The 23296-nt window shown below is 70.1% G+C and carries 19 protein-coding genes and 5 pseudogenes; 21 read left to right on the top strand and 3 right to left on the bottom strand.

Going from position 1 to position 23296, the window contains the following annotated elements:
- The first annotated feature begins 31 nt into the window (after window positions 1–31).
- From ACFWWQ_RS08705 to ACFWWQ_RS08695, 3 genes are all read left to right on the top strand, one after another.
- The gene (locus ACFWWQ_RS08705; protein WP_384592311.1) at window positions 32–721 is read left to right on the top strand and encodes an HAD family hydrolase; all 690 of its coding nucleotides are present in this window, start codon (window positions 32–34) and stop codon (window positions 719–721) included.
- Between the two features lie 4 nt (window positions 722–725).
- Entirely contained in the window at window positions 726–2615 is a 1890-nt protein-coding gene (locus ACFWWQ_RS08700) for a phosphocholine-specific phospholipase C (protein ID WP_384592308.1), read from the top strand.
- A gap of 469 nt (window positions 2616–3084) precedes the next feature.
- Window positions 3085–3213 (top strand): hypothetical protein, encoded by a 129-nt coding sequence (locus ACFWWQ_RS08695; RefSeq protein ID WP_384592304.1) that lies wholly within the window; start codon window positions 3085–3087, stop codon window positions 3211–3213.
- 274 nt (window positions 3214–3487) lie between these two features.
- Here the strand turns inward: ACFWWQ_RS08695 and ACFWWQ_RS08690 are convergent, their stop codons facing one another.
- Window positions 3488–4456 carry a LysR family transcriptional regulator gene (locus ACFWWQ_RS08690; RefSeq protein ID WP_384592301.1) on the bottom strand — a complete coding sequence of 323 codons (969 nt, stop codon included), beginning with the start codon at window positions 4454–4456 and terminating at the stop codon, window positions 3488–3490.
- Window positions 4457–4586: 130 nt separating this feature from the next.
- Here ACFWWQ_RS08690 and ACFWWQ_RS08685 point away from each other — a divergent pair, with 130 nt between their 5' ends.
- The 8 genes and pseudogenes from ACFWWQ_RS08685 (at window position 4587) to ACFWWQ_RS08650 (ending at window position 11656) form a co-directional block, all read left to right on the top strand.
- Entirely contained in the window at window positions 4587–5747 is a 1161-nt protein-coding gene (locus ACFWWQ_RS08685) for an iron-containing alcohol dehydrogenase (RefSeq protein ID WP_384592297.1), read from the top strand.
- Between the two features lie 210 nt (window positions 5748–5957).
- A pseudogene (locus ACFWWQ_RS08680) lies at window positions 5958–6092 on the top strand (transposase); the annotation flags it as partial.
- Window positions 6093–6151: 59 nt separating this feature from the next.
- Window positions 6152–6307, top strand: a complete 156-nt coding sequence (locus ACFWWQ_RS08675) for a hypothetical protein (RefSeq protein ID WP_384592828.1) — start codon at window positions 6152–6154, stop codon at window positions 6305–6307.
- Window positions 6308–6653: 346 nt separating this feature from the next.
- Window positions 6654–7370 (top strand): TetR/AcrR family transcriptional regulator C-terminal domain-containing protein, encoded by a 717-nt coding sequence (locus ACFWWQ_RS08670; RefSeq protein ID WP_384592294.1) that lies wholly within the window; start codon window positions 6654–6656, stop codon window positions 7368–7370.
- Window positions 7371–7488: 118 nt separating this feature from the next.
- Window positions 7489–7797, top strand: a pseudogene (locus tag ACFWWQ_RS08665) (SDR family NAD(P)-dependent oxidoreductase); the annotation flags it as partial.
- A 229-nt stretch (window positions 7798–8026) separates the two neighbouring features.
- The gene (locus ACFWWQ_RS08660; protein WP_384592290.1) at window positions 8027–8461 is read left to right on the top strand and encodes an SDR family oxidoreductase; all 435 of its coding nucleotides are present in this window, start codon (window positions 8027–8029) and stop codon (window positions 8459–8461) included.
- A gap of 242 nt (window positions 8462–8703) precedes the next feature.
- Window positions 8704–10761 carry a phosphocholine-specific phospholipase C gene (locus tag ACFWWQ_RS08655; RefSeq protein WP_384592287.1) on the top strand — a complete coding sequence of 686 codons (2058 nt, stop codon included), beginning with the start codon at window positions 8704–8706 and terminating at the stop codon, window positions 10759–10761.
- Window positions 10762–11245: 484 nt separating this feature from the next.
- Window positions 11246–11656, top strand: coding sequence for a RidA family protein (locus ACFWWQ_RS08650; RefSeq protein ID WP_384592284.1), 411 nt, complete (start codon window positions 11246–11248; stop codon window positions 11654–11656).
- Between the two features lie 865 nt (window positions 11657–12521).
- On the opposite strand, the gene ACFWWQ_RS08645 is transcribed toward ACFWWQ_RS08650, so the two are convergent.
- Window positions 12522–12845, bottom strand: a complete 324-nt coding sequence (locus ACFWWQ_RS08645) for a hypothetical protein (RefSeq protein WP_384592281.1) — start codon at window positions 12843–12845, stop codon at window positions 12522–12524.
- Between the two features lie 198 nt (window positions 12846–13043).
- Here ACFWWQ_RS08645 and ACFWWQ_RS08640 point away from each other — a divergent pair, with 198 nt between their 5' ends.
- From ACFWWQ_RS08640 to ACFWWQ_RS08620, 5 genes and pseudogenes are all read left to right on the top strand, one after another.
- Window positions 13044–13334 (top strand): hypothetical protein, encoded by a 291-nt coding sequence (locus ACFWWQ_RS08640; RefSeq protein ID WP_384592278.1) that lies wholly within the window; start codon window positions 13044–13046, stop codon window positions 13332–13334.
- Window positions 13313–13839 (top strand): annotated as a pseudogene (locus tag ACFWWQ_RS08635) (MBL fold metallo-hydrolase); the annotation flags it as partial. The gene ACFWWQ_RS08640 and the pseudogene ACFWWQ_RS08635, both read left to right, overlap by 22 nt.
- Window positions 13840–14187: 348 nt before the next feature.
- Window positions 14188–15987: a septum formation family protein gene (locus ACFWWQ_RS08630; RefSeq protein WP_384592275.1), complete on the top strand. Its 1800-nt coding sequence runs from the start codon at window positions 14188–14190 to the stop codon at window positions 15985–15987.
- 21 nt (window positions 15988–16008) lie between these two features.
- Complete coding sequence (locus ACFWWQ_RS08625) at window positions 16009–17628, top strand: hypothetical protein (RefSeq protein WP_384592272.1); 1620 nt, start codon at window positions 16009–16011, stop codon at window positions 17626–17628.
- Window positions 17579–18010 carry a hypothetical protein gene (locus ACFWWQ_RS08620; RefSeq protein WP_384592269.1) on the top strand — a complete coding sequence of 144 codons (432 nt, stop codon included), beginning with the start codon at window positions 17579–17581 and terminating at the stop codon, window positions 18008–18010. Before ACFWWQ_RS08625 ends, ACFWWQ_RS08620 begins: the two co-directional genes overlap by 50 nt.
- A gap of 121 nt (window positions 18011–18131) precedes the next feature.
- Here ACFWWQ_RS08620 and ACFWWQ_RS08615 read toward each other — a convergent pair whose 3' ends face one another.
- Entirely contained in the window at window positions 18132–18257 is a 126-nt protein-coding gene (locus ACFWWQ_RS08615; RefSeq protein ID WP_384592266.1) for a hypothetical protein, read from the bottom strand.
- Between the two features lie 211 nt (window positions 18258–18468).
- On the opposite strand from ACFWWQ_RS08615, the gene ACFWWQ_RS08610 reads away from it, so the two are divergent.
- The 5 genes and pseudogenes from ACFWWQ_RS08610 to ACFWWQ_RS08590 all read left to right on the top strand — a co-directional run.
- Complete coding sequence (locus ACFWWQ_RS08610; RefSeq protein ID WP_384592263.1) at window positions 18469–18780, top strand: hypothetical protein; 312 nt, start codon at window positions 18469–18471, stop codon at window positions 18778–18780.
- Window positions 18781–19374: 594 nt separating this feature from the next.
- Complete coding sequence (locus tag ACFWWQ_RS08605) at window positions 19375–19506, top strand: hypothetical protein (RefSeq protein ID WP_384592260.1); 132 nt, start codon at window positions 19375–19377, stop codon at window positions 19504–19506.
- A gap of 823 nt (window positions 19507–20329) precedes the next feature.
- Entirely contained in the window at window positions 20330–20593 is a 264-nt protein-coding gene (locus ACFWWQ_RS08600) for a hypothetical protein (RefSeq protein ID WP_384592258.1), read from the top strand.
- Window positions 20527–20814 (top strand): annotated as a pseudogene (locus tag ACFWWQ_RS08595) (helix-turn-helix domain-containing protein); the annotation flags it as partial. The gene ACFWWQ_RS08600 and the pseudogene ACFWWQ_RS08595, both read left to right, overlap by 67 nt.
- A gap of 423 nt (window positions 20815–21237) precedes the next feature.
- Window positions 21238–22977, top strand: a pseudogene (locus ACFWWQ_RS08590) (BTAD domain-containing putative transcriptional regulator); the annotation flags it as partial.
- Between the last annotated feature and the right edge of the window lie 319 nt (window positions 22978–23296).

Below are 23296 nucleotides of genomic sequence, written 5' to 3'. Positions count from 1 at the left end.
TGCCCGTTCGCTACACACCGGAGAAATTCACGTGAACCCTCGCATCGCAGCGCCCAGCCTTCCCGCTGCTGTCCTGTTCGACATGGACGGCACGCTCGTCGACACCGAACGGCTGTGGTGGGCCGCAGTCGAACAGGTCGCGGATGGGATTGGGCGGTCGTTGACTGACGCGGACATGCCTCATGTGTTGGGCCGCCCGGCCGCGTACACCGCCGCCTACCTGCACCGCACCGGCGGCCCGGCGACCCCTGGCCTCGCCTCGCTCGCCGCCGAGCTGGATGCGGTCTTCGCCGCCCGTGTCGCCCGCGAGATCGTCCCGCGCCCGGGCGTTCTGCGCCTGCTGAACGAACTGGCCGTGGCAGGCGTGTCCGCGGCGATCGTTTCCGCTTCGCCGCGCCATGTCGTCGATCTGGTACGTACGGCGCTGGGTGAAGGCCGGTTTGCTCTGACTGTCGCAGTTGAGGACACCGCCCGCACGAAGCCCGCGCCCGACCCCTACCTCGCCGCGGCCGCCGCCCTGGGCGTCGAACCGCATGCGTGCGTGGTCGTCGAGGACACGCCCACGGGGGTCGCCGCGGCCGAGGCCGCCGGGTGCGTGGTGCTGGCTGTGCCCTCCACCGTACCGATCCAGCCTGCGGCCAACCGGACCGTCCTCGACTCCCTGGAACGTGCCGACCTGGCCCTGCTCGCCTCCCTCCTCACGCCAGCGGAAAGGAACTAACGCCATGGACGACATCCGGCACGTCGTGATCCTGATGCAGGAGAACCGCAGCTTCGATCACTACTTCGGCACGCTGAACGGCGTGCGCGGTTTCGACGACCGCCAGGCCCTGACGTTTCCGAACGGCGACAGTGTCTTTCGCCAGCCTGCCCTGGCCCGGCCCGACGGCGGTTATCTGCTGCCTTACCGTATGGACTCCACGAAGTTCGACGCGCAAAACGCCGACGGCCTGCCGCACGACTGGGAGAGCGGTCACGAGGCCATCAACAACGGTGCGATGAACCGTTGGACGTCTGCCAAGGGCGAGCAGAGCATGGGCTACCTCACCCGTGACGACATTCCCTACCAGTACGCGCTGGCTGACGCCTTCACGCTGTGCGACGCGTACTTCTGCTCACTGGCCGGGCCCACCAGCCCCAACCGCCTCTACTTGTGGACCGGCACGGCCGGCCCGGGCCGCGACGGTACGACGGGCCCGTGGATCGACAACACCCCGCTGCCCGAAAGCCCGGTCTGCGACTGGACCACCTACGCAGAGCGCTTGTCGGCCGCTGACGTCAGCTGGCGTGTCTACCACACGCCTGGTCTGGACGAGCGTCATGGCAACTATGAGGACAACGCCCTTGAGTACTTCGGCCAGTTCCATACCTTCGACAAGGACGACCCGCGTTTCGTCAACGCGATGACGAAGTGGGACCTGTCGGCGTTCGACGCGCACTGCAAGGACGGCACCTTGCCGACGGTGTCCTGGCTGGTCTCGCCCTACCTGTTCTGCGAGCATCCGGCCGCCAGTCCCGCCTATGGCGCGCAGTGGGTGAACACCGCTCTTCAGTCGCTGTTCGCGAACCCGGAGGTGTGGCGGCACACGGTGTTCCTCGTGATGTACGACGAGAACGACGGCTACTTCGACCATGTGGTGCCGCCGTTCCCGTCCGCGGGGACCCCTGAGGAGTTCGTGGACGGGCAGCCGATCGGGCTGGGCAACCGCGTCCCGCTGTGGGTGATATCGCCGTGGTCGCGCGGCGGCTGGGTCAACTCCCAGGTCTTTGACCACACCTCCGTGCTGCGGTTCCTGGAACGTGTCACCGGCGTGCGGGAGCCCAACATCTCGCAGTGGCGCAGGGCCGTCTGCGGTGACCTGACGAGCTGCTTCGACTTCACCCGGCCCGACTTCTCGATCCCCGTGCTGCCGGACACCCGAGAACTGGTGGAGCACGCCGATGCGGCGAGGGAGCTGCCGGCGGTGGCGCTCCCGGCGCCGGGCGCACAGGTCATGCCCACCCAGGAGCCGGGGGGCACGCGCCCGCACCGGCCGCTGCCGTACCGCCCCTGGGCCGACGTTGCCGTGGACCGTGCCACTGGCAAGGTCACCTGCACCCTCGCCAACGAGGGAACGGCGGCCTTCCACTTCACGGTGTTCCCGAACATTGCCCGGCCGTTCGCCGGAACGCCGTTCACCGTCGCACAGCACAGTACCGCCGCCTACGTATGGGACGCCGTACGCACCGGCGGACGCTACGACTTCACCGTCCACGGCGCCGACGGATTCGTCTGCCGCTTCGCGGGGACAGTGGCGAGGGCCGACCAGGACGACACCGCCGTCCCTCGGGTGGCGGCGGTCTTGGAGAGCCGCGACCGGGACAACGCGTCGCTCAGGTTGCGACTGGGCAATGACGGCGGGACCGCCGTGTGCTTCACGCTCGCCCCGAACGACTTCGGCGGTACGGCACGCACTCAGCTGGTCGGCCCGCGCGAGCAGGTCACCTTGACGTGGCCCACGGATGACGGGCGGTACGACATCACCATCACCGCTGACGGCGACACGGGCTTCGCCCGGCGATACGCGGGGACAGTACACGCGGCACCGGACGCGAGTGCGGCCACTGCCACCTGAGCCGCTGGGCTCAGGCGGCGGTCGCCTTTGTCCGCTTTCCTGCTGCTTTCCTGCGGCGACTGAGGTAGACGGTGTGCCGACAGGGGCCTTCCCGTCGGCACACCGCTGGACATCGCCGCACTGGTGACGGCAGAAGCCGGCCACAGACCGGTCTTGATCAGGGCTTCCGCCGGACGGCAAGGTCTCGAAAAACTCCTGCGCGCGGCAGTACCGGCGGAGGCTGACCGGGGTGTGCCGGTGGGCCGTGCCCGGTGGCTGCCCGAGCCGTTGGCAGGTACGATCTCGGCCCCGGGGCTGAGGGAGGAACGTGCGTCCCCTGATCCTGGTTGCTGAGGACCGGCTTCCTCCCGTGCCTGTCGGCTTCGCTGCACTGAGCGGACACGGGTGCGCAGGTCTCTGGCGATCACCGGGCTCGCCTCGCCCTGGGCGAACTGCTCGGCCCCCCAACCGCCTGTCAGCACTCCTTGATATGGTCGGAATCCCGATCGGCGCCGCCATCCGGCAGCAACTCTGGCTGGTGGTGATCACCAGGGTGGTGACCACCAGGGCGGTGATCAGCGGGGTGGTGCCTGGCATCTCGGCCTGCTCGACGGCGTAGGCCAGTGGACTCCGGACCAGCCCTGGTCGTCAGTCGGTCGCCTCGGGCTCTCCGTCGAGAGGTGACGCCGTCGAGAGGTGACGCCGTCGACGGTGATGCGGCGTGATGCTGAAGCGGCTGCTGCCTGCGTCCGTGTTCACCTCCGCGGGCGACGGCTCCGGGCTGTGGGCTCGGATGTCTGGGGTGCCCACTGTCGCTGCCCAGAAGCCGTGCCCGTCCAGCGCGCGCGTTCTGTATCCCGCGGGACGACGGTTCATCTTGAGCGAGAGCAGATTTATTCCGGGAGCAGTTCGGCGGTGCGTTCGGCGACCTCGTGGTGCAGGGCGTCGCGTACGGCCCGTACGGCAGGGTGTGTGACCGCTTCTCGCCGGACCGCCAGGGTGATCGGCAGCCTGATGTCGACTTGGTCGGCCAGCAGCCGTCGCAGCTGGGCCCGGTGGGCCAAGAAGGTCGGTAGTACGCCGATCCCGGCCCCCAGGCAGGTGGCTTCGACCTGGGCGAAGACGTTCGTGGAGGAGAACGCGGGGGTGGTGCTCGGCAGATGACGTTCGATGTCGAGGTCGCCGACCTGGAGCATCGACTCGATGTAGAAGACCAGTGCGTGCTCTCGCAGGTCGGTGAGTGCCTCGGGGGACCCACACCGGGCGAGGTACTCGTCACTGGCGTACAGCCCCAGCGCGTAGTCGGTGAGGTGTTCGGTCACCAGCCGGTGTCCCGTCGGCCTGCCGATGGCCAGGGCGAGATCGAAACCTGAGGCGTGCAGGGTCAGCTGTCGGGTCGCCGTGACGAGTTCGGCTTGGAGCCGGGGATGCTGACGGCGTACCCGGGCCAGTGCGGGTGTGGCGAAGACGGTACCGAACCCGTCGGGGGCGCTCACCCGCACGGTGCCGTGCAGGGAGGGCGAGCCCTGGCCGGCCACGGCTTCGACGGCGCGGGCCAAGGCGTCCTCGATCGTGCGGGCGTTCTGCGAGACGGCCTTTCCGGCGTCCGTCAGGGCCCAGCCCTCTGAGCCGCGTTCGATCAGCCGGGTGCCGAGGCCCTTCTCCAGAGCGGCGATACGGCGGGACACGGTGGTGTGGTCGACGCCGAGGGCATCGGCCGCGGCCACCAGCCGGCCCGTACGCGCGACCGCGAGCAGAAAGCGCAGGTCGTCCGCGCGAAGCCGACGTGGATCGACCGTGCCGCGGCTGTTCTCCACGAGCGGGGCCAGATGCTCGGTTGCTGGGCGGGGTCCTGGATGCACGAAGTGACCCTATCTGCATTTGTGCAGACCGGATCTGCGTCATTGGCGCTTGAATGCACACGCGCGCGGGCGGCACAGTCGAACTGCCCCGGCCGGAGCACTCATCCCCTGGACAGTTGAGAGGTTCTCCATGGTTGCCAGTCTGTCCCTGCCACGGATCATGCGCGTCGGCCGCGGCGCAGCCGACGAGTTGGGCGCGGTCCTCACCCAACTGGGGCTGAGCCGTCCCCTCCTGGTGACAGATGGGTTCCTGGCCGGCTCGGGTGCGGCGGAACGCCTGCTGGCCGGGTTGAAGGGCGCCGGGCTGCACCCGCGGCTGTTCTCCGACACCGTGCCCGACCCGACGACCGATTCCCTGGCACCGGGCCTGACAGCGTTGCGCGCTCACGAGGCGGATGCGGTGATCGGCTTCGGCGGCGGCAGCCCGATGGACACGGCCAAGGCCCTCGGGCTCCTCGGCGTCCAGGGCGGCCACATGCGCGACTACAAGGCTCCGCGCGTCAACCTCGGCCCCGCGCTCCCGGTGATCGCCGTCCCCACCACCGCCGGCAGCGGATCGGAAGCCACCCAGTTCACTGTCATCACCGACAGCGTCACGGACGAGAAGATGCTCTGCCTGGGCCCGGCGTTCCTGCCGCTCGCCGCCGTCATCGACGTCGAACTGACCATGTCGATGCCGCCCCGGCTGACCGCCGACACCGGCCTCGACGCCCTCACCCACGCCGTCGAGGCGTACGTGAGCCGCAAGGCCAACCCCTTCTCCGACAGCCTCGCCCTCACCGCGATCACCACCATCGGCCGCCATCTGCGCCGCGCGTACGCCGATGGCGCGGACGCACCGGCCCGCGAGGCGATGATGCTCGCCGCGACCCAGGCCGGCATCGCGTTCTCGAACTCCAGCGTGGCCCTCGTGCACGGCATGAGCCGCCCCATCGGGGCCCACTTCCGCGTCGCCCACGGCCTGTCGAACGCCATGTTGTTCCCCGCTGTGACCGCTTTCTCCGTGCATGCGGCGCCCGGTCGCTACGCCGACTGCGCCCGCGCCCTGGGCGCCGCGCCCCTCTCGGACACCGACGCGGCGGCTGCCGGCAAGCTCGTCGACGCATTGTGCTGCCTGTGCCGTGACCTGGAAGTTCCCACACCCCGCGCCTACGGCATCGACCAGGACGCCTGGGCCCGCCTGACGCCTTTGATGGCCGAGCAGGCCCTCGCCTCCGGCTCCCCGGCCCACAACCCCGTCGTGCCCACCACAGACCAGATCCAGGACCTCTACCTCCAGATCTACGGCTGACTTCCCGCCAGCACAGTTGCAGGATTCTCCACACCGGGAGGCGTGCCGCCGAGGCACGCGAACCCGGCGTCGTACGCAATCCAGTCGGCGAGTGCAGCCGATGAGCTACGGCGGATTCCGATGTTCGGGCCCCGCTAGGGGTGTCTTCCATTGTTCTTGAGTGGTGGATCACGGTCGGGTGATACGTCGTCATGAACTGTCCGATGCGGAGTGGGAGTTCGTCCGGCCGCTGCTGCCCGCTTCGTTGCGGGGCGGAAGCGGTTGGATGATCGAAGGGTGCTCAACGGGATCGTGTGGAAGTTCCGCACGGGTACTGCCTGGCGTGATGTCCCGAGCGGTTCGGCCCGTGGCAGACACTGCACACTCGCTTTTGTCGCTGGGCTCTGGACGGCACGTTCGAGTGGATGCTCAAGGCCGCGCAGGCGAAGGCGGACGCGGTCGGCGACATCGACTGGCTGGTCTCGGTCGACTCCACCGTCGTCCGCGTCCACCAGCACGCCGCCGGAGCCCGAAAAGGGGGCTGTGCAACCCCGGTCTCGGACGCTCCCGGGGTGGGTTGACCAGCCAGATCCATCTGGCCTGCGATGCTGTCGGGCGGCCGCTTGCCTTCACCGTCACGGGCCAGAACACCAACGACTGCACGCAGTTCACCACCGTGATGGAGGCGATCCGGGCGCCCCGGATCGGTGTCGGCCGGCCCCGGGCGCGGCCCGGCCATGTGCTGGGCGACAGTGGAGGCTTCCCGGCAGGCGGCAGCCCGGCCGTTCCGTCCACGGCGCCGTGCATGCGTGACGACATCGTCTCCCCTCCGTTCATTCTTCATTCCGTACGTTGTACGAGAATGGGGGATGTTTGGATGGCGTCCACAAGAGCCACCTCGGACCACCAGGCAAGGAAGACGACACCGTGCCCCACGGCGCACCGCCCGGCCCCGCGGGCACCGACCCCGAACAGCTCTGGCTACGCCCCGCCGAACCCCGCCGCGGCCGCAGGCCCTCCTTCAGCCGGGAGACGATCACCGCGGCGGCCGTGGCCCTGGCGGACGCGGAGGGGCTGGATGCGGTCACGATGCGCCGGGTGGCCGCCGAGGTCGGAGCGGGCGTCATGTCGCTCTACAGCTACGCCCCCGACAAGGAGACGCTGCTGGAGCTGATGGTCGACCACGCCGCCGGCGAACTCACCGTCACGGCCCCGCCCACCGGCGACTGGCGCGCCGACCTGAGAACCCTCGCCCACCTGCAACGCACCCACATGCTCCGCCACCCCTGGCTGCCCGCCACCCTGACCACCCGCCGAACCCCGGGCCCCCACACCCTGGTCTTCCTGGAACACGCACTCACAGCCCTACGGCCGACCGGCCTGGACGGCGCGGCGAAGCTGGAGGTTTTTGCGCAGCTCACCGCATTCGTGGCCGGCCACGTCACCTACGAGATCGCCCAGGCAGCCCTCTCGCACTCCCCGGACCGGGCCGCGGCCGAGTCCCGTTACCTCGCCGCCGTCGCCGCCGACGGCCACCACCCGGAACTCGCCGAAGCACTGTCCACCCCGGGGCGCCCCCTTGACGCCGAAGCCACGTTCAGCCGGTTCCTGGGACGTCTGCTCGACGGGCTGGACGCCGGCTGATCCGACCCGTTCGCCGGGATCGTCCGCTGTCTCCACATCGCCGCCGACGCACTGCCGAGCTCGTGGGCCCCTCTACGCTCGGGCGCCGGCGGCCGCAGGAGCAGAAGGGGGAAAGGGAATGACGCAGAGACGAGTGGTCATCGTGACGGGCGGGGAGACGGGCATCGGCGCGGCCACCACCCGGTTGCTCCGAGCCGAGAGACATCACGTGGTCATCTCGGGACGGCGTGGCGAACCCTCCGCCGCCTGGAACAGGAGACCGGTGCGCCGGCGCATCCCTCCGAGCGGGCGACCCGGAAGTCGCCGACGCCTGGTCCACGCCGCGCCGGCCGCTTACAAACGACTCGACGCAGTCGTACTCAACGCAGGTATCGGGCGGAGCGGGGCAGTCGGGGACCTGCCACCCGAGGACCGGGACGAGGTGATGCGAACGAACGTCACCGGCCCCTTCCTGCTCCTGCGCGCCGCGATCCCGCACCTCCTGCGCGCCGCGCTCCCGCACCTCCTGCGCGCCGCGATCCCGCACCTCCTGCGCGCCGCGATCCCGCACCTGCTGCGGGCGCGCGGAGCGGTGGTCGCCGTGGCGTCGGTGTCTGCACTCCGCAACGGCCCGGGCGACGCGGTGTACGCCCCTCCAAGGCGGCCCTGCTCCAGCTGTGCCGTCCCTCACCGTCGACTACGAAGGCCAGGGGCTGCGCGCCAACACGGTCTGCCCCAGTGGGGTACGGACCGAGATGGCCGACCGGCGCATGACCCGCTTCGCCGCAGAGGCGGAACTCGCCGACCACAGCATTGAGTCGGCGTACGACGAGGCGACCAGGACCCTTCCCATGGGACGGCCGGGCGAGCCGGGCGAAGTCGCGGAAGCGATGTGCCGGCTGCTTTCTCCGGCGGCGTCCTTCGTCAATGGCGCGGTGCTCACCGTCGACGGCGGGGCGGCGGTCCTCGACCCTGGAACGCTCGCCTTCGACTTCCGCCTCACGCCACGCGGCGACGCGGGATCCGCGGACATCTCCACACCGGCTTCTGACGCCCACTGCGTCCCACCGTCCAGGACGGGGACTGAGGTCACCGTCCAGGACGGGGACTGAGGTCACCGGACCGGGGCCGTTCACCCCGGCCAGCGCCGCGCCGTAGGGACGACGTTACGGCCAGGCATCGACGGCCGGCTTCCGGACCCCGCCCTCGGACCTGCCGCCCTGGGCGCCGCGCGGGCATCCGCCCTCTTCCCGATACCCGTTCCACTTGGAACACTCCACTCTCCGCCCCACCCGCACCGCCTGCCACCACGCCGCCTGACCACGGCACCCCACACACCAAGAGGTACAGGCCCATGCCAGAACTCAACCGCCGCAGGTTCCTTCAGATAGCCGGCGCGACCGCGGCACTGTCCGCCCTGTCGAAAAGCATCGCCCACGCCGCTTCCCTACCGGCCCGCCGCAGCACCGGCACCCTCAAGGACGTCGAGCACATCGTCGTGCTGATGCAGGAGAACAGGTCCTTCGACCACTACTTCGGCGCACTGAAGGGCGTACGCGGCTTCGGCGATCCGCGCCCGGTGACGCTGCCCAGCGGCAAGCCCGTCTGGCACCAGCCCGACGGCACCACCGACCTGCTGCCCTACCACCCGGACGCCGAGAACCTCGGGATGCAATTCATCGAGGGCCTCAACCACGACTGGGCGGGCGGCCACCATGCCTGGCACGACGGCAGGTACGACCGGTGGATCGCCGCCAAGGGCACCGGAACGATGGCCCACCTCACCCGGAAGGACATCCCCTTCCACTACGCCCTCGCCGACGCCTTCACCATCTGCGACTCCTACCACTGCTCGATGATCGGAGCCACCGACCCCAACCGCTACTACCTCTTCTCCGGCCACGCCGGAAACGACGGCAAGGGCGGCGGCCCGGTCCTCGGCAACGAGGAAGCCGGATACGGCTGGACGACCTACCCGGAGCGCCTGGAGCAGGCCGGAATCTCCTGGAAGGTCTACCAGGACATCGGCGACGGCCTGAACACCGACGGCGGATGGGGCTGGACCGACGACGCCTACCGCGGCAACTACGGCGACAACTCCCTCCTCTACTTCACCCAATACCGCAACGCCCAGCCGGGCGACCCACTCCACGACAAGGCCCGCACCGGCACGAACGCCCAGCACGGCGACGGCTACTTCGACCACCTCAAGGCCGACGTCCAGGCCGGAACGCTGCCGCAGGTCTCCTGGATCGCCGCCCCCGAAGCGTTCTGCGAACACCCCAACTGGCCCGCCAACTACGGCGCCTGGTACGTCTCGCAGGTCCTCGACGCCCTCACCTCCAACCCCGAGGTGTGGAGCAGAACAGCACTGTTCCTGACCTACGACGAGAACGACGGCTACTTCGACCACGTCCTGCCGCCCTTCCCGCCGGCCTCCGCCGACCAGGGCAACTCGACCGTCGACACCGCCCTCGACCACTTCCCCGGCAACATTGCCTACGCCGCCGGCCCCTACGGTCTGGGCCAGCGTGTCCCCATGCTCGTCATCTCCCCTTGGAGCACAGGGGGTTACGTCTGCTCCGAGGTCTTCGACCACACCTCCGTCATCCGCTTCATGGAACGCCGCTTCGGCGTCGAGGAACCGAACATCTCACCTTGGCGGCGCGCCATCTGCGGCGACCTGACCTCCGCCTTCGACTTCACCCTCCAGGACACCGCCCCCGCCGCCCTGCCCGGCACCGGCGCGTACGAGCCGCCGGACAAGGACCGTCACGACAGCTACGTCCCCCGCCCGCCCGCCACCCCCGCCCTCCCCAAGCAGGAGCCCGGCTCCCGCCCGGCCCGTCCGCTGCCCTACGCCCCGCTGGTGGACGGCGCCGCCGCTCCCGACACCGGCAAGTACACCCTCACGTTCAGCGCCGGTGACCACGCCGGAGCGTGCTTCACCGTCACCGCGGGCAACCGCACCGACGGGCCGTGGACCTACACCGCCCACGCCGGCAAGCAACTCTCCGACACCTGGAACACCGCCTACTCCCACGGCGTCTACGACCTCTCGGTCTTCGGCCCCAACGGCTTCCTGCGCACCTTCAAGGGCTCCGCCGCCGCCACCGGACCCGAAGTCACCGCCCGGCACGACGCGTCCACCGGGAACCTCATTCTGACCCTCACCAACCCCGGCAGCACCGACTGCCACCTCACCCTCACCAACGCCTACGACGACACCACCGCAACCCTCACGGTCCCCGCCGGCGGCAGCGTCCAGCACACGGCGGACCTGCGCGCCGGAAAGCGCTGGTACGACCTGTCCCTCGTCTCCGACTCCGACACCTCGTTCCTGCGCCGCCTCGCCGGCCATGTGGAAAACGGCGAGCCAGGCGTCAGCGATCCGGCGATCACCACCGCTTGACCGGCGGGGAGCGGGGCGCCGCGGACGGGACCAAAGACCGTCCCGGAGCTGAGCCGTGCACAGCGCCCGGACCGACCACGTCCGCGCCCGCCCCCTCCCGCGGCATCTCACCCGATTGAGCAGGCTCCACCCCGGTTGTGTCACCGGCACCGCAGGGGGGCGGAGCAGGCCCGGGAGATGACGGCCGGGCTGCGCGAGGCGATGGACGACGTCCGGCGCTCCGTGACGGTGCCCGCCGCCTGGTGGGCCTCCTCCCCACCCACCACCCATCGCCCGCTCGGCCGTCGCCCACCGTGGCTTCGTCGATCTCTGCGAACAGCGTTTGCCGACTGTTCCGGAGTCAGTCGGTGATCACTCAGCTCGTGATCATCGAGCAGAAGCGACGGCGCTGTGCGTGGGGGCGGCGAAGAAATGGAAGGCGGAACCGACGGGGCGTTGGCAGGATGTCCAAGCTCAACACCCGAGGGGAAAGGACCCGACGGCTATGGCGCGTGCCATCACTTTGATCCGCTCTGCCTCCCTGTCCGGCGTCGCCGAGTATGCCTACGCGGCCACGGCGCCCGCCGAGTCACGCCTGATCTTCCTCGCCGGGGCGTGTCCACTGAACGAGGACGGCTCCACGGCAGCGATCGGTGACTACGCGGGTCAGGCCATGAAGACCGTCGAGAACATGAAGGCTGCCCTCGCCGCCTCAGGCGCGTCGCTCCAGGACGTCATCAGTACAAGGGTTCTCGTCGCGTCGGCACGGCGAGAGGACCTGGTGGCTGCCTGGGAAGTAGTCCGGGACTCGTTCGCTGACCATGACGTCCCCAGCACCTTGATGGGCGTCACCGTGCTCGGCTACAAGGACCAGCTCGTCGAGATCGAGGCCGTCGCCGCCGTGCTCGATTCTTGAGCCCACTGACACGCTGGGTGTGGGATGGCAAGGATCAGCGCCGACTGGGTTCGATGACAGCGGACACTCGGTACCCGGCTGCCCTTGTTCACCAGGCGTAGCGGTTCACGGGCCGGTGAGGATGGTGTGGGGGTGCCGATGCGGCGCCAGATGGTGTGCTGTTCGCCGGAGTGTTGCCCGGGCCCGTACGACCATGTGACACGTCCTGCGGGCCCGGCTCCCATGGACCAGGTGAGCTCGTGGATGCCCGTGGCACGCTGCACGCGTGTGACTGGCCGGCGCGGAAAGTCCCGGCGCGGAACGTCCCGGCGCGCAGGTCGTCGACGAAGGCGGTGACGGCTCGGCGGAAGCGGCGGCGCCGTTCGGGGTGAGGCGATGGTGGTCGGCGCTGAAGCGGGCAGGGCCTCGTACGCAGGCACGGCGAACTCCTCCAGACGCACGAAGCCCCCGGCCGTTCGGACACTGTGGGGAATGGGCCGAGCTGATTGCGTCCCGCTGCCGTCAGGCGGCCGCCCGGCACCCGTGTGGTTGCGGGGTTGCTCGTAAGGCGGGAGTTGCTTCTCTTCACGTCTCGTCGATGACTCCGGTAGCGCTCGCCTTGTCCAGGCTGCCTGACAGGGTCGTGACGAGATGACGGTGTCGGTAGGGGCAGAGACCGTTTCTGCGGCTGGTCGAGGGTGGGCTCACCGGCCCGGCTCTTGATGTCGGACGGGCGCCGGATGTGTGGGCTTTCCAGACTGGTCGCACGCAGGCTTTCGCGAACACCTGGGCGGTACGAGCTTCACTCCGACGACGATCGGCTGCTCCACCTCCCTGCTGGACCGGGTGTGGGACCACTTCGACCAGCATGTCGGAAGTCACGGTCTCATCGTCGCCGCTGCGGGAGGCCGCACGGTTCCTCGTGGTTCGAGAGCTGCGGGCAGGGCCGGCCGACCCGGTCGATCCACCGGCCGCAGCGGCTCCGCAGGATCTCGCCGTCCGGGATGTGCCAGAGCGTCTCGTCCTGCTCGCGCTCGTACTCGGAGGGCTGCTCGTCGGTGCGGACGACATCGCCCTCGGCCAGGCGCAACTCGGCCCGCACGCGGTCGCCGTCCCGCAGGGTCAGGAAGCCGACCCGGACCCGCCGGACGAGCTCCAACCGTTCCTCCCGCGAGAGCGCGCCGAGGACATCGTCGAGCCGTGATGTCATGCCGCCCACGATAGGGGAGCGGACGTCCCGCCCGTGGCCAGCGGCCGGGCCATCCGGCTCCTTGGAGGCGCTCCCGCCGCCATGCTGCCGCGAAGGCGATCCCCGTCACCGGGCACCGGCGAGAGCCCAAGCGACGAAGGCCGCCACCACGGCGGCCTTTTCGGCGGCGGTGAGGGGCCTGATCCAGGTGACGGGTGCGTGCCGCGCGCTGCATGCCAGCTCGTACCGAGCCGCGTCCTCGCCCGTCTCGACTTCCCGGGCGCCCGGGCGTCGGTGGCACGCATCGTGCCGCTCGGTCTTCGCCAGATGCCGGAGGATGAGAGGAGCCTGGTAGCGGGGCGGCAGGGTCCGCCGCTCGCGGCAGGTGCGGCATTCCAGCAGGTCGCGGCCGAGGGCCTCGCGCAGATGTACTTCCGCGCGAACAACACCCGCGCGCACGGCCTGGGCGTCGAGTTCACCGACATCGAGCACATCCAGATCGACCTCTAGCAGTCCTGGGGCTGCGCGGGCCCCAGCACACCCTGTGGGCCTCCTGGTCGTCGCCGGGCCGGAGCACCGTATCCACCACAGCGGCGACACCGGCTACTTCCCCGGCTTCGCAGAGATCGGCGAGCGCCACGGTCCGTTTAACGTGACCATGATCCAGATCGGTGCATACAGCGAGTTCTGGCCGGACATCCACATGACGCCCGAGGAGGGCGTCCGGGCCCACCGTGATCTCCAGCGGGTGATGCCTCGTACGGTGTGCTGCTGCAGATCCACTGGGGCAGCTTCAACCTCGCTCCGCACCCGTGGGCCGAGCCGGCGGAGTGGACGAAGGACGGGGCGGAGGAGGCCGGTCAGACGGTCGCGTTCCCGCGTCCCGGCGAGCCGTTCGAGCCGGGGGAAGCTTCCCGAGGAGCCGTGGTGGCGGGCGGTGTCCCAGCCGGTGGACCGCCCGTGGCGCCGCTCCCGGGCCCGCCACGGTGATCTGGACGTCGCGGGCGAGCGCTGACACCGGCCGTTCCGGCGCGGAGCGGCCGCGGGGCCGTTCACGGGCGCGCCGGAGCGTGCGGGGTTCCCCCCCCTTGGAGTGCACACCCGGCGTCCCCGCCTTCCCGGCGGCGCGCACCGTGGATTCCGCCTCCGGCCGCCGAGAGTTCTCCCCGCCCCTGTCGGACTCCCTTACGAGGGAGGGAAGTTCGGCGGTCCGGACCCGGGGCATGAGGGGAGCGGGTGCCAGGGCCCGGGTGGCCGGTCCCGGCGCACCGGCCGGCGGGAGGGGCAATGCCTTCCCGGCGGGCACAGTAAGGTTCCGGTACCTACGACGGGCAGACAACTCCCGCGTTACTGTGGCGAGTTGATGCCTGGACGGCAAATGCGGCGTACGGGGGTGTTCAGGCTGAGCGAGCGGGAGATGGTCGGCGGCCGGTACCGGCTGGTCCGGCGGACGGGGCAGGAGACATCGGGCAGTGCGCGCTGGCTCGCCCAGGACGAGGATCTGGGGGCGGACGTCGTCCTCACAGAGCTGCCGCTGGTGCCCGGCGAGGACGCGGCGGCCCGGCTCCGCCGGGTGCGCGAGCGCGTCGAGGGGGTGCGGCAACTGGGCCCGCGTGCACGGACGGTCGGCGTGTACGACGTGGTGGAGCACGCGGGCAACCCCTGGATCGTCTCCGGGTACCACCCGGAGGCGACCGTCCTCGCCTCCCGCGTCGCGGCGGGCGCCCCGGTCCCCGTGAGCGAGGCGGCGGGCATCGGACTCGCCGTGCTCGACACGCTCACCGCCGGCCACTTCCTGGGTGTGACGCACGGCAGGGTCTCCCCGTCCGCCATCCTGCTGGTGCCGGAGGAGCCGGAGGAAGGGGACGCCGCCGCGCCGCCCCGGGTGCTGCTGAGCGACTACGGACTCGGCGAATCCGGCGTCCCCACGGCGGCGGAGTACCTCGCGCCGGAGCAGGCACAGGATCCGGGCGCCCCCGCGACACCGGCGGCCGACCTCTACGCACTGGGCGCGACGCTGTACGCGGCGGTCGAGGGCCGCGCGCCGTTCACCGCCGGTGAACGGCCGGTACGGCCCGCCGCCCCGGAGCGCGCCGGGGAGCTGACGGAGATCATCTTGGGGATGCTGTCCGGGCCGCCGGGCGAGCGGCCGTCGGCCGACACGGTGCGCGCGGCCCTGGAGCGGGTGGCCCGGGAGGACGAACGGCAGGAGGAGCCGGACGGGCGGGGCGACGGCGGCGCCGTACCACCGGACGGGACCAGCCGGCCGGACGAGGCGCCGCGCCGCGGGGAGTTCCGGTGGCGGGAGCCCCTGAAGGCGACCGCGGCCATGGCCCTCGCGGCGGCGGTGGCCGTCGGCGCCACTCTGATGCTGACCACCGGCGGGAACACGTCGGAGGACGCGAAGGGCAAGGGGAACACCGCGCCTGGCCACAGCACACGCTTCCCCTACGGACAACTGGCCGGACTCACCAAGCCCCTCGACGCGGGCGATTGCGTACAGGCGGTCTGGCCGCGACAGCCGCTGCGGGGCACCCCGAATCTCGGCGTGATCGACTGCGGGGACGGCACCGACGCGCAGACCGTCGCGGTCATGGACTTCCCTGACATCAAGGCGGCGCGTGCCCAGGCCGCCGGGCGGTGCGCGCGGCAGGCCGGGAAGACCGCGGAAGGGATGGCGGACGCCGGGACCTACGCCCTGGTGCCCACGGCCGAGGGCTTCGCCAAGGCGGGCCGGCGCGCGGCGTGCCTGGTCGTCTCGCGGCACATCTCCTTCGACGGTGAGGTGGGCGACTTCCGCGAGACCGGTATCGACCTCAACCTCCAGCAGATGGCGATCGGGGACTGCTGGACGTACGAGGACACGGCGGGGGCGTACAAGGCGTTGCTGGTCTCCTCGTGCGCCGAGTCGCACACCGACCAGGTGGTGGGCTTCGTGACCGCGCCGCCGGGCATGAGTTCCGGCACAGCTCAGGACCAGGGCGACAAACTGTGCGAGAACACGTTCGGCCGTGTCTGGGTGTCCGATGACGATACGGCGATGTTCGGCTACGCCACCGGGGAAGATGCCTGGAACAAAGGCTTCCGGAAAGTGATCTGCACGATCGGGCCGAGCGACGGCACACCCGTCACCACCGACCACCAGCCCTCCCAGGGCTCCTGACGGCACGCGGAAGGAGCGGACATGAGCGGACGCGCCACGGCGGAACCCGGCGACCAGGAGGCGACCCGGCTGCTGTGCGCCGGGGTGTACGCGGACTACCAGTTCCGGCGCCGGGTCATCGAGGAACTGGTGGAACACGACGAGCGGCCGGTGGCGCCCTCGCTCGGCTGCGATGTGCTGCCGGTCCTGGCGCACGCACTGCGGGCCCGCCGCTGGGAGGCCGTCACCGGGGTGGCCGTACTGCTGGTGTGGACGGCCTTCGCGGTGGTCGGCGGCCTGGAAGCGGTGCCGTTCGCAGCGGCGTGGGTGCTGCTGTGGGGCGCGCGCCTGCTGTGGAACCGCCGCACACCGAACGTCTTCGACCCCGTACGGGCGGAGAGCAAGGAACTTCCCCTGCAGGCCATCGCGTTCGGGGCGCTGTTCCTCACGGGCGCGCTCGGCGCCATCGTCCACTTCCTCGTGCACTGGGCGGGGCTGGACCGTATGCCGGTCTGGCACTGGGTGCTCTTCCCACTACTGCTGGCCGTGCCCGTATGGGTGCACCGGACGCGGCAGGTGGTGCTGATGCGGCGGGAACTGAGCCGGGAGGGCTTCGCGGCCGGGCCGCCGCTGCGGCCGCCGGGCTCCGGCCGCTACCGCCGCATCGGCGAGGCAATCACCCGCGAGCAGTTCTCCCCCCTCGCCCCGTACCCGCCCGTCCGGCCGCTGATCGGCTTCGGAATGCCCTACGACGCCTGGTCGTTCGCGCTGGAGCTGCGGCCGGTGGCGGACGTCGCGGCGGGCGGTGGCCGGCTGACCAACCGCGACGTCCTCGACCTGATCCGCCCGCAGGTCGCGTCGCTGCGGCTGTCCGGCCAGGGCACCGCCCGCGACCGGCTCCGGCAGCTGAAGGTCGACGAGTGTGTCTGCCGTCCGGTGGACGGACCGCGCCGGGAACTGCCCTACGCGACGGACCGGCTGCGGGAGAGCCTGCGGGAGGCCGTGGACGGCGACGGTGAGCAGAGCCGGCACTTCCTGCGGGTGCGGATCACCGCCTGGGGCGGGCAGTTGGTGGTGACCGTCCTGGTCCGGGTGCACACCCAGGGCGGAATGCTGGTGCTGGAGGTGTCCCCGCACGTCCTGCCGCCGGTCCGTGACGACTTCGCGGTGGCCGCCGACGTGGCGTCCGAGCACGACCGGCTGATGCTGCGCAACACCCTGCGGGCGCTTTTCGCCAGTCCGGCCGCCTCCACCGCGGCCGTCGTCTCACTGCTGCGTACGGCCGTCGCCGTGTCCCGGACCTGGCTGCGCCACTCGCCCAGCTCCCGGCCCGGCGGCCCCCAGCTCGCGGTACGGGAGCTGGGGGCCGCCGCGGAGCAGGTGACGTTCTTCCAGGAGATGGACATCAGCCGCTATGTGAAGACCGTGCAGGACCGGGTCAAGAACGGTGTGCTGGAGGCGCTGCGGGCGAAGGGGTACGACACCCAGGAGTTCGAGCAGCAGACCGTCAACATCGGCCGGGGCGCGATCTACGTCGGCCGGATGAGCGGCGGTGTCGCCGCCACCGGAGAACGTACGGAGATCCACTACACATCGGGAGACGGAAACCGCCATGGCACACACAGCGGCGAACGGCGAACCGCACCACCACAGCCCCGATGACAACGCCGGGGCCGCGGGTCCGCAGGGTCGGCGGGGCGGTGACATCAGCGTCGGAGGGTCCGTCTCCGGCGGGGTGCTCAGCACCGGCGCGGACGCCCGGATCGACTACCGGGCGCCGCAACCGCTCGACCTGGAACGGCTACTGCCGGCGCTGACCGCGCTGCGCGCCGCCCTCCAGCCGGACACCGCGGGCTCCGACATCGGCGCCGTGGTGCTCGGTGCCGATGTCGCGAGCGCCCAGGAGGAGATCCGCAGCTCCGGCACGCTCGCCCCCACCCGGCGCCAACTCCTGCGGGAGCGCCTCGAACTGGTCGCCACCGCCGGCGCCGGAGGGGCGTCGCTGGCCACGCTGGCCCAGACGGTCGTCGGCCTCCTGAGCTGAACCGAGCCGGGGGAGCGGCGCTTTCCCGGGACGGCCCCGCGCGCTCCCCGAAGGGCCGGCTCCCGGACGTCCGCGCAGGTGACGGCGGTGTCCGGGGCACCGGCTCCGGGCCGGTCCTGCCTCAGCCGCCGCTCAGGGCGGAGAGGGCGGCCCCTGCGGTGAGCACGGTCACTTCAGATCGCAGCTGGTCGAGGAACACCTCGACCCCCGGATTGGCCTCGACGGAGTAGGCGCTGTGCCCATCCACCCCAGCCGTCTTCGCACCCTTGTTATGCCGCACCCGATCCCATGCCACCAGAGGGAAGGCGGGGTCGGAGACGAGGTTGTGAAGATCATCAAACCGGCGATCAGGATCGTCGGTCGCCCAACGGTGCAACGTAGCCTGGATTCCTGACCCAGCAACGTGAGAATCGGCGCGCCGGTCTGGCCCAATTCGCAACTTCGGGAGGCAGCTGCCCGTGACCGAACCCATCACCCTCGCCGACGACCCCGACCTCGCCCACCTCGTCGACCTGCTCGACATGTTGAGGGGCCCGGAGGCGACCTCCTTCTGGGGCACCGGCCCGCACAGCATCGGAAGCAAGTTCGCCTACCGGCTCCAGCTCATCCTCACCGGCGAGGGCCGCGCCGGGGACCTGGACTACCTCGCGGTCTACGTCCTCAAGTACCTCGGAAAGGGAAACACGCACATCTCGCAGGAGCAGATCCGCACGGCGTTGCGCGGGGTCGGCACCCTGCCTGCCGCAGCCCACGCTGTCAGTTACCTGTGAAGTTGCAACATCTGCGAGTTTCTGACCAGGTGTGCTGCAGATCTATGGGTGGGAATCGAGAGGGTCTCTGAACTGGGGCTATGTAGTTGTCTCTATCTTGATCATGCTTCTGAGCTGGTATGCGTTAGTCCTCATGGGAGATGTTGCATCTTCGTCGGTAAATCATTGGCGGTGGCGGTGGCGGATGTGTGGATAGTGTCGTGTATATGTCATTGACTGCCACGCGACCGGAACCGGTCCGATGCGGGGCGTTGAATAGGGGGCGGGCCTTCGGCCGGGCGCACCGTCACGCCTTGCTCGCATGCTCGCCTTCTGTCCAGGTTGCTCACGCCTGACATGCCAAGATATCCGTCAGGTCCGCCCGCCAACGGTGAAAGCCGCCCGCAGGGCCGGCGCAGCCTGCGTTCACGAGACATCAGCCACCGAGCTGTGCGGATGCCCACGTCGAGATGCCCCTGCGCCCGGGCAAAGCGGTCTCTGCCTCGCCGGACACAGGAGGGCGGCATCGCATACAGACTGCGGATGACAACCGGGGGCGACCCTCATCTCGACAGAATGTGACCCAAGGTACGCAAGGCGTATCTCGATCTCGCCGTGAGGGTCACCGAAGGCATCACCCACACCCACCACAACCAGGATGACGCCGAGCCCCAGCAACGTCCTCACTCTCTCGGCCACAACCAAAATCGCTGCGTACCCGACCCGGCCGAGCAGAGCATGGACTGACAGGAACTCCGCGGCGAAATACCTGCCAAACCGCCGCCCACCCCAACACCGAACAGCCGGCGGAGCCAACACCTCGGCCCGCACCCATCAGATTCGCCTCCGAACGCTCTGCCATGAGTGGAGTGCCCGGCCGTTGCCGATCGGGCGCCTTCGCGAGCGGCTCCGCCGCGCCCGGTGCCGTAACGGGCCGCTTGACGGATCGCGTTGGGTACGGCCGGGTGCGCGGGGAAGCAGATGGCATGCAAGGCCGGCGCTCCGGGTGCAGAGCGCCGACCTTGGGCGGTTCACGCGGCAACGTGAATCCGCTGGGTTCCTGATCGCATGGGTGGAGCCCGCAACTCTCAGGAGCGGTCGGAGAATTCCGACGCAGTGAGCTTCTCGTGACGCCGCAAACATTCGATGAACCTGCGAACCCGCCGCCACCTCTCCTGCCGACAACGAACCCTGCACGGTACGAAACACCAGGTCAGTGCCATGGTGGTCCCCGTATCGGGCCCGGAGCCGATACACAGTGGCGGTGAGAGCCGGCGGAGTCCGATTGGGATGGCACCGCATCTATCACCTGACAGAGGCGGCGCCACGGGACGCTGCGAAGCGGAGCGCCAGATCACGGCCATGGCCGCCCTCACCCGCGATTGATGCCACTGCGGGCCACGGTGGACACCAGCGCATCAATAATTGCCGAGGGCTCGCCCGGCACGAGGTGGCGATGCCACGATGCACACCCCATCTCGGCGTCGGCAAACGCCAGTTGGTGACATTTCCGGAGCCCGCAACACGCCGGCGCGCCCTGCGCGCGGGCGTCGACATCAGGAGACAGAACATGCTCCACACCGCTCGCACGATGGGGTGCGTCGTACCCGGCGCACCCCGCAACAGGGCCTCGGCACCCGATGCCGTGGTCATCGTCGTCATCACGGTCCTGGCCTGTGTGCTGTCGGGCCGTGGCCTGGAAGCGCCGTCGATCCTGGCGGTGCTGGGCGCTGCCGGTCTGGTTGCGGCAGGCACACTGCGCGTCCTGTGCGGCGACGGGCACCGCCTGGTGTCACTGCTCATGCGTGTCGCGCACGCGATCCCCGCGTCGTAGGTTCTCCGGCCGTGGGGCGCAGGGAGAAACCGATCATCACGTCCAACGAGGCGCTGGCCAAGTTGGCCCGCTGGCTGCGCGCCCAGCGCGCGGCCGGGGCATGGTCGTACGCCCAGCTGGCGGATCGCGCCGGATGCCATGCCACCACGCTGCAACGCGCGGCGTCGGGCAACAGCGTGCCCAGTGCGCGGACCGTCCAGGCATATGCACGGGCCTGCGACGCCTCGGCGGACGTGGCGATGGACCTGTGGAGAAAGGCGCGCAGCGGCGAGCACTACGGGACGGCTGACACCCGGCCGGCATCGAGTCCGATCTATGTCGACGGAATCGGCAAGTTCAAGGCCGCCTTGCAAATGCTCTACGCGAAGGCCGGCCGGCCTCCGGTGCGGGAGATGGAGCGGCGGGCGGGCGACTGGGGAAGGCTGCCACACAGCACCGCTCACCGCATCGTGCAGGGCCGGACGACGCCGCGCGACCAGCGTCAGCTGAAGGGATTCCTCATCGCCTGCGGGGTCGCCGAATCGGAACACTTCCTATGGGCTGACGCATGGAGACGCGTCAGCGGGCACGCTCCGCAAGAGGCGACGCCCCCCGTCGAGCAAGCCGAGCCCCCGGAGCCCCCGGCCCGGGACCAGTCATCGAACCTGCACTTCAGCGTGCTCGGCCCCGTGCGCGCCTGGCGCGACGGGGAGCCGCTGAACACCGGCTCCCCGCAACAGCGCGCACTGCTCGCAGCCCTCCTGCTGCGCGCGGGCCGCACCGTGACGACAGCCGAGTTGGTCGACGCGATCTGGGGCGAACAACCCCCGACGGCGGCGCTCGCGGCGATGCGCACGTATGCGTCCCGGCTCCGCAAGATCCTCGGCCCCGGCGTCCTCGACAGCGGATCAGGCGGCTACACGATGAACCTGTCGCCGGGGTCCCTGGACGCGAAGGTCGCCGAAGAACTGTACGCGACTGCCGAGAAGGCCCACCACGCCGACGACCTCGACAGGGCCCGAGCCCTGATCAACGAAGCGCTCGACCTCTGGGACGGCGAGCCTCTGGCGGGCATCCCGGGCCCGTACGCGGAGAACCAGCGCACCCGTCTGGAGGAGTGGCGCCTCCAGATGATCGAGTCCCGCCTGCACATGGATCTGGAGCGGGGCTGCCACGCGGAGGTCGTCTCGGAACTCACCACATTGACCGCGACGCACCCCCTGCGCGAACGCCTGCGCGAACTCCTGATGGTGGCGCTGTACCGCTCGGGACGCCAAGCGGAAGCACTTGCCGTATACGCGGATACACGGAGGTTGCTCGCAGAGGAACTGGGCGTGGACCCGCGCCCCGGCCTGTCACAACTCCAGCAGCGCATCCTGCGGGCGGACCCGGCCCTGACGGAACCGCCCCCCGTAAAGCCCGGGCTCCCGACACCGGTGCGCCCCTTCCAGCTCCCGTCAGCGGTAGCCGATTTCACCGGCCGCGCGTCCCACGTCGAGGAGCTCGGCGCGACCCTATCCGCAGCCGAGGGCCGGGTGATGGCCGTCTGCCTGCTCGCCGGTATCGGCGGCGTGGGCAAGACGACGCTCGCGGTGCAGATGGCGCACCTGGCCCACGCCCGCTACCCCGACGGCCAGTTGTACGCCGACCTGCAAGGCACGGCGGCCCGGTCGGCAGAACCGAAGGCGGTCCTGGGCACGTTCCTGCGCGCCTTGGGTACGAGCGACTCGGCGATCCCCGACACGGTGGACGAACGGGCGGCGCTGTACCGATCGGCGCTCCGCGGAAGCCGTCTGCTGGTTCTGCTGGACAACGCGAGAGACGCGGCGCAGGTCCGCCCACTGCTGCCCGGGACGGAGGACTGCGCGGCCCTGGTGACGAGCCGGGTCCGGATGCCGGACCTGGCCGGAGCGCACTCGGTGGACCTGGATGTGATGTCACCGGAGGAAGCCCTGCAGCTCTTCACACGCATCGTGGGGGAGGAGCGGGTGGCGGGGGAGTGGGTCCAGGCCTTCGACGTGGTCGAGGCGTGCGGTTTCCTGCCCCTGGCGATCCGCATCGCGGCGTCCCGCCTCGCCGCCCGGCGCACCTGGACGGTGGCGGCCTTGGCCGCCAAACTCGCCGACGAACGAAGCCGGTTAGACGAGCTCCAAGCCGGAGACCTGGCCGTGCGAGCCACCCTCGACCTGAGCTACCGCCAGCTGAAGCCGGAACAGGCCCGCACCTTCCGCATGCTCGGCGCGCACACCAGCCCGTTCATCTCCCTGGACGCCGCAGGCAGCATGTTCGGCTGCGGTACCGATGAAGCGGAGGAACTCCTGGAAGACCTGGTGGACGCCGGGCTGCTCACCTCACCGGCGCCCGGACGCTACCGACTGCACGACCTCGCGTGGCTCTACGCCAGGACAGCCATCTTGTAGGGGCGGCACTGTGTCCATACATGAACCGGTGCGACAAGTTCTTCCACATCCGCGCCGCATGCTCCGCTCAGACCTGCGTAGTGCATCGTCCGGCCCGTTTCGGAGTCCGTGCTCCGCGGCCTGTTGGACACCGCCCGCCTTCCTGACGAGCTGCCGTGTGAGTTCCGCGTGCACGTTACGCAGTCCCTGCTGCTGCGCCTCATTCATGTGCAGAAGCTGCACCAGCTCTTCAACGCTATGCAAAACAAACCCCCAATGACACGGATGACTTTCCGCGTCATCAGGCGTCAGGCGGCGGGAGTCA

It is taken from the genome of Streptomyces sp. NPDC059080 (assembly GCF_042739975.1).
GTDB classification, from domain to species: domain Bacteria; phylum Actinomycetota; class Actinomycetes; order Streptomycetales; family Streptomycetaceae; genus Streptomyces; species Streptomyces benahoarensis.
Note: the sequence above shows the minus strand (reverse complement) of the source record. Positions and strands in the feature narration are given on the sequence as shown.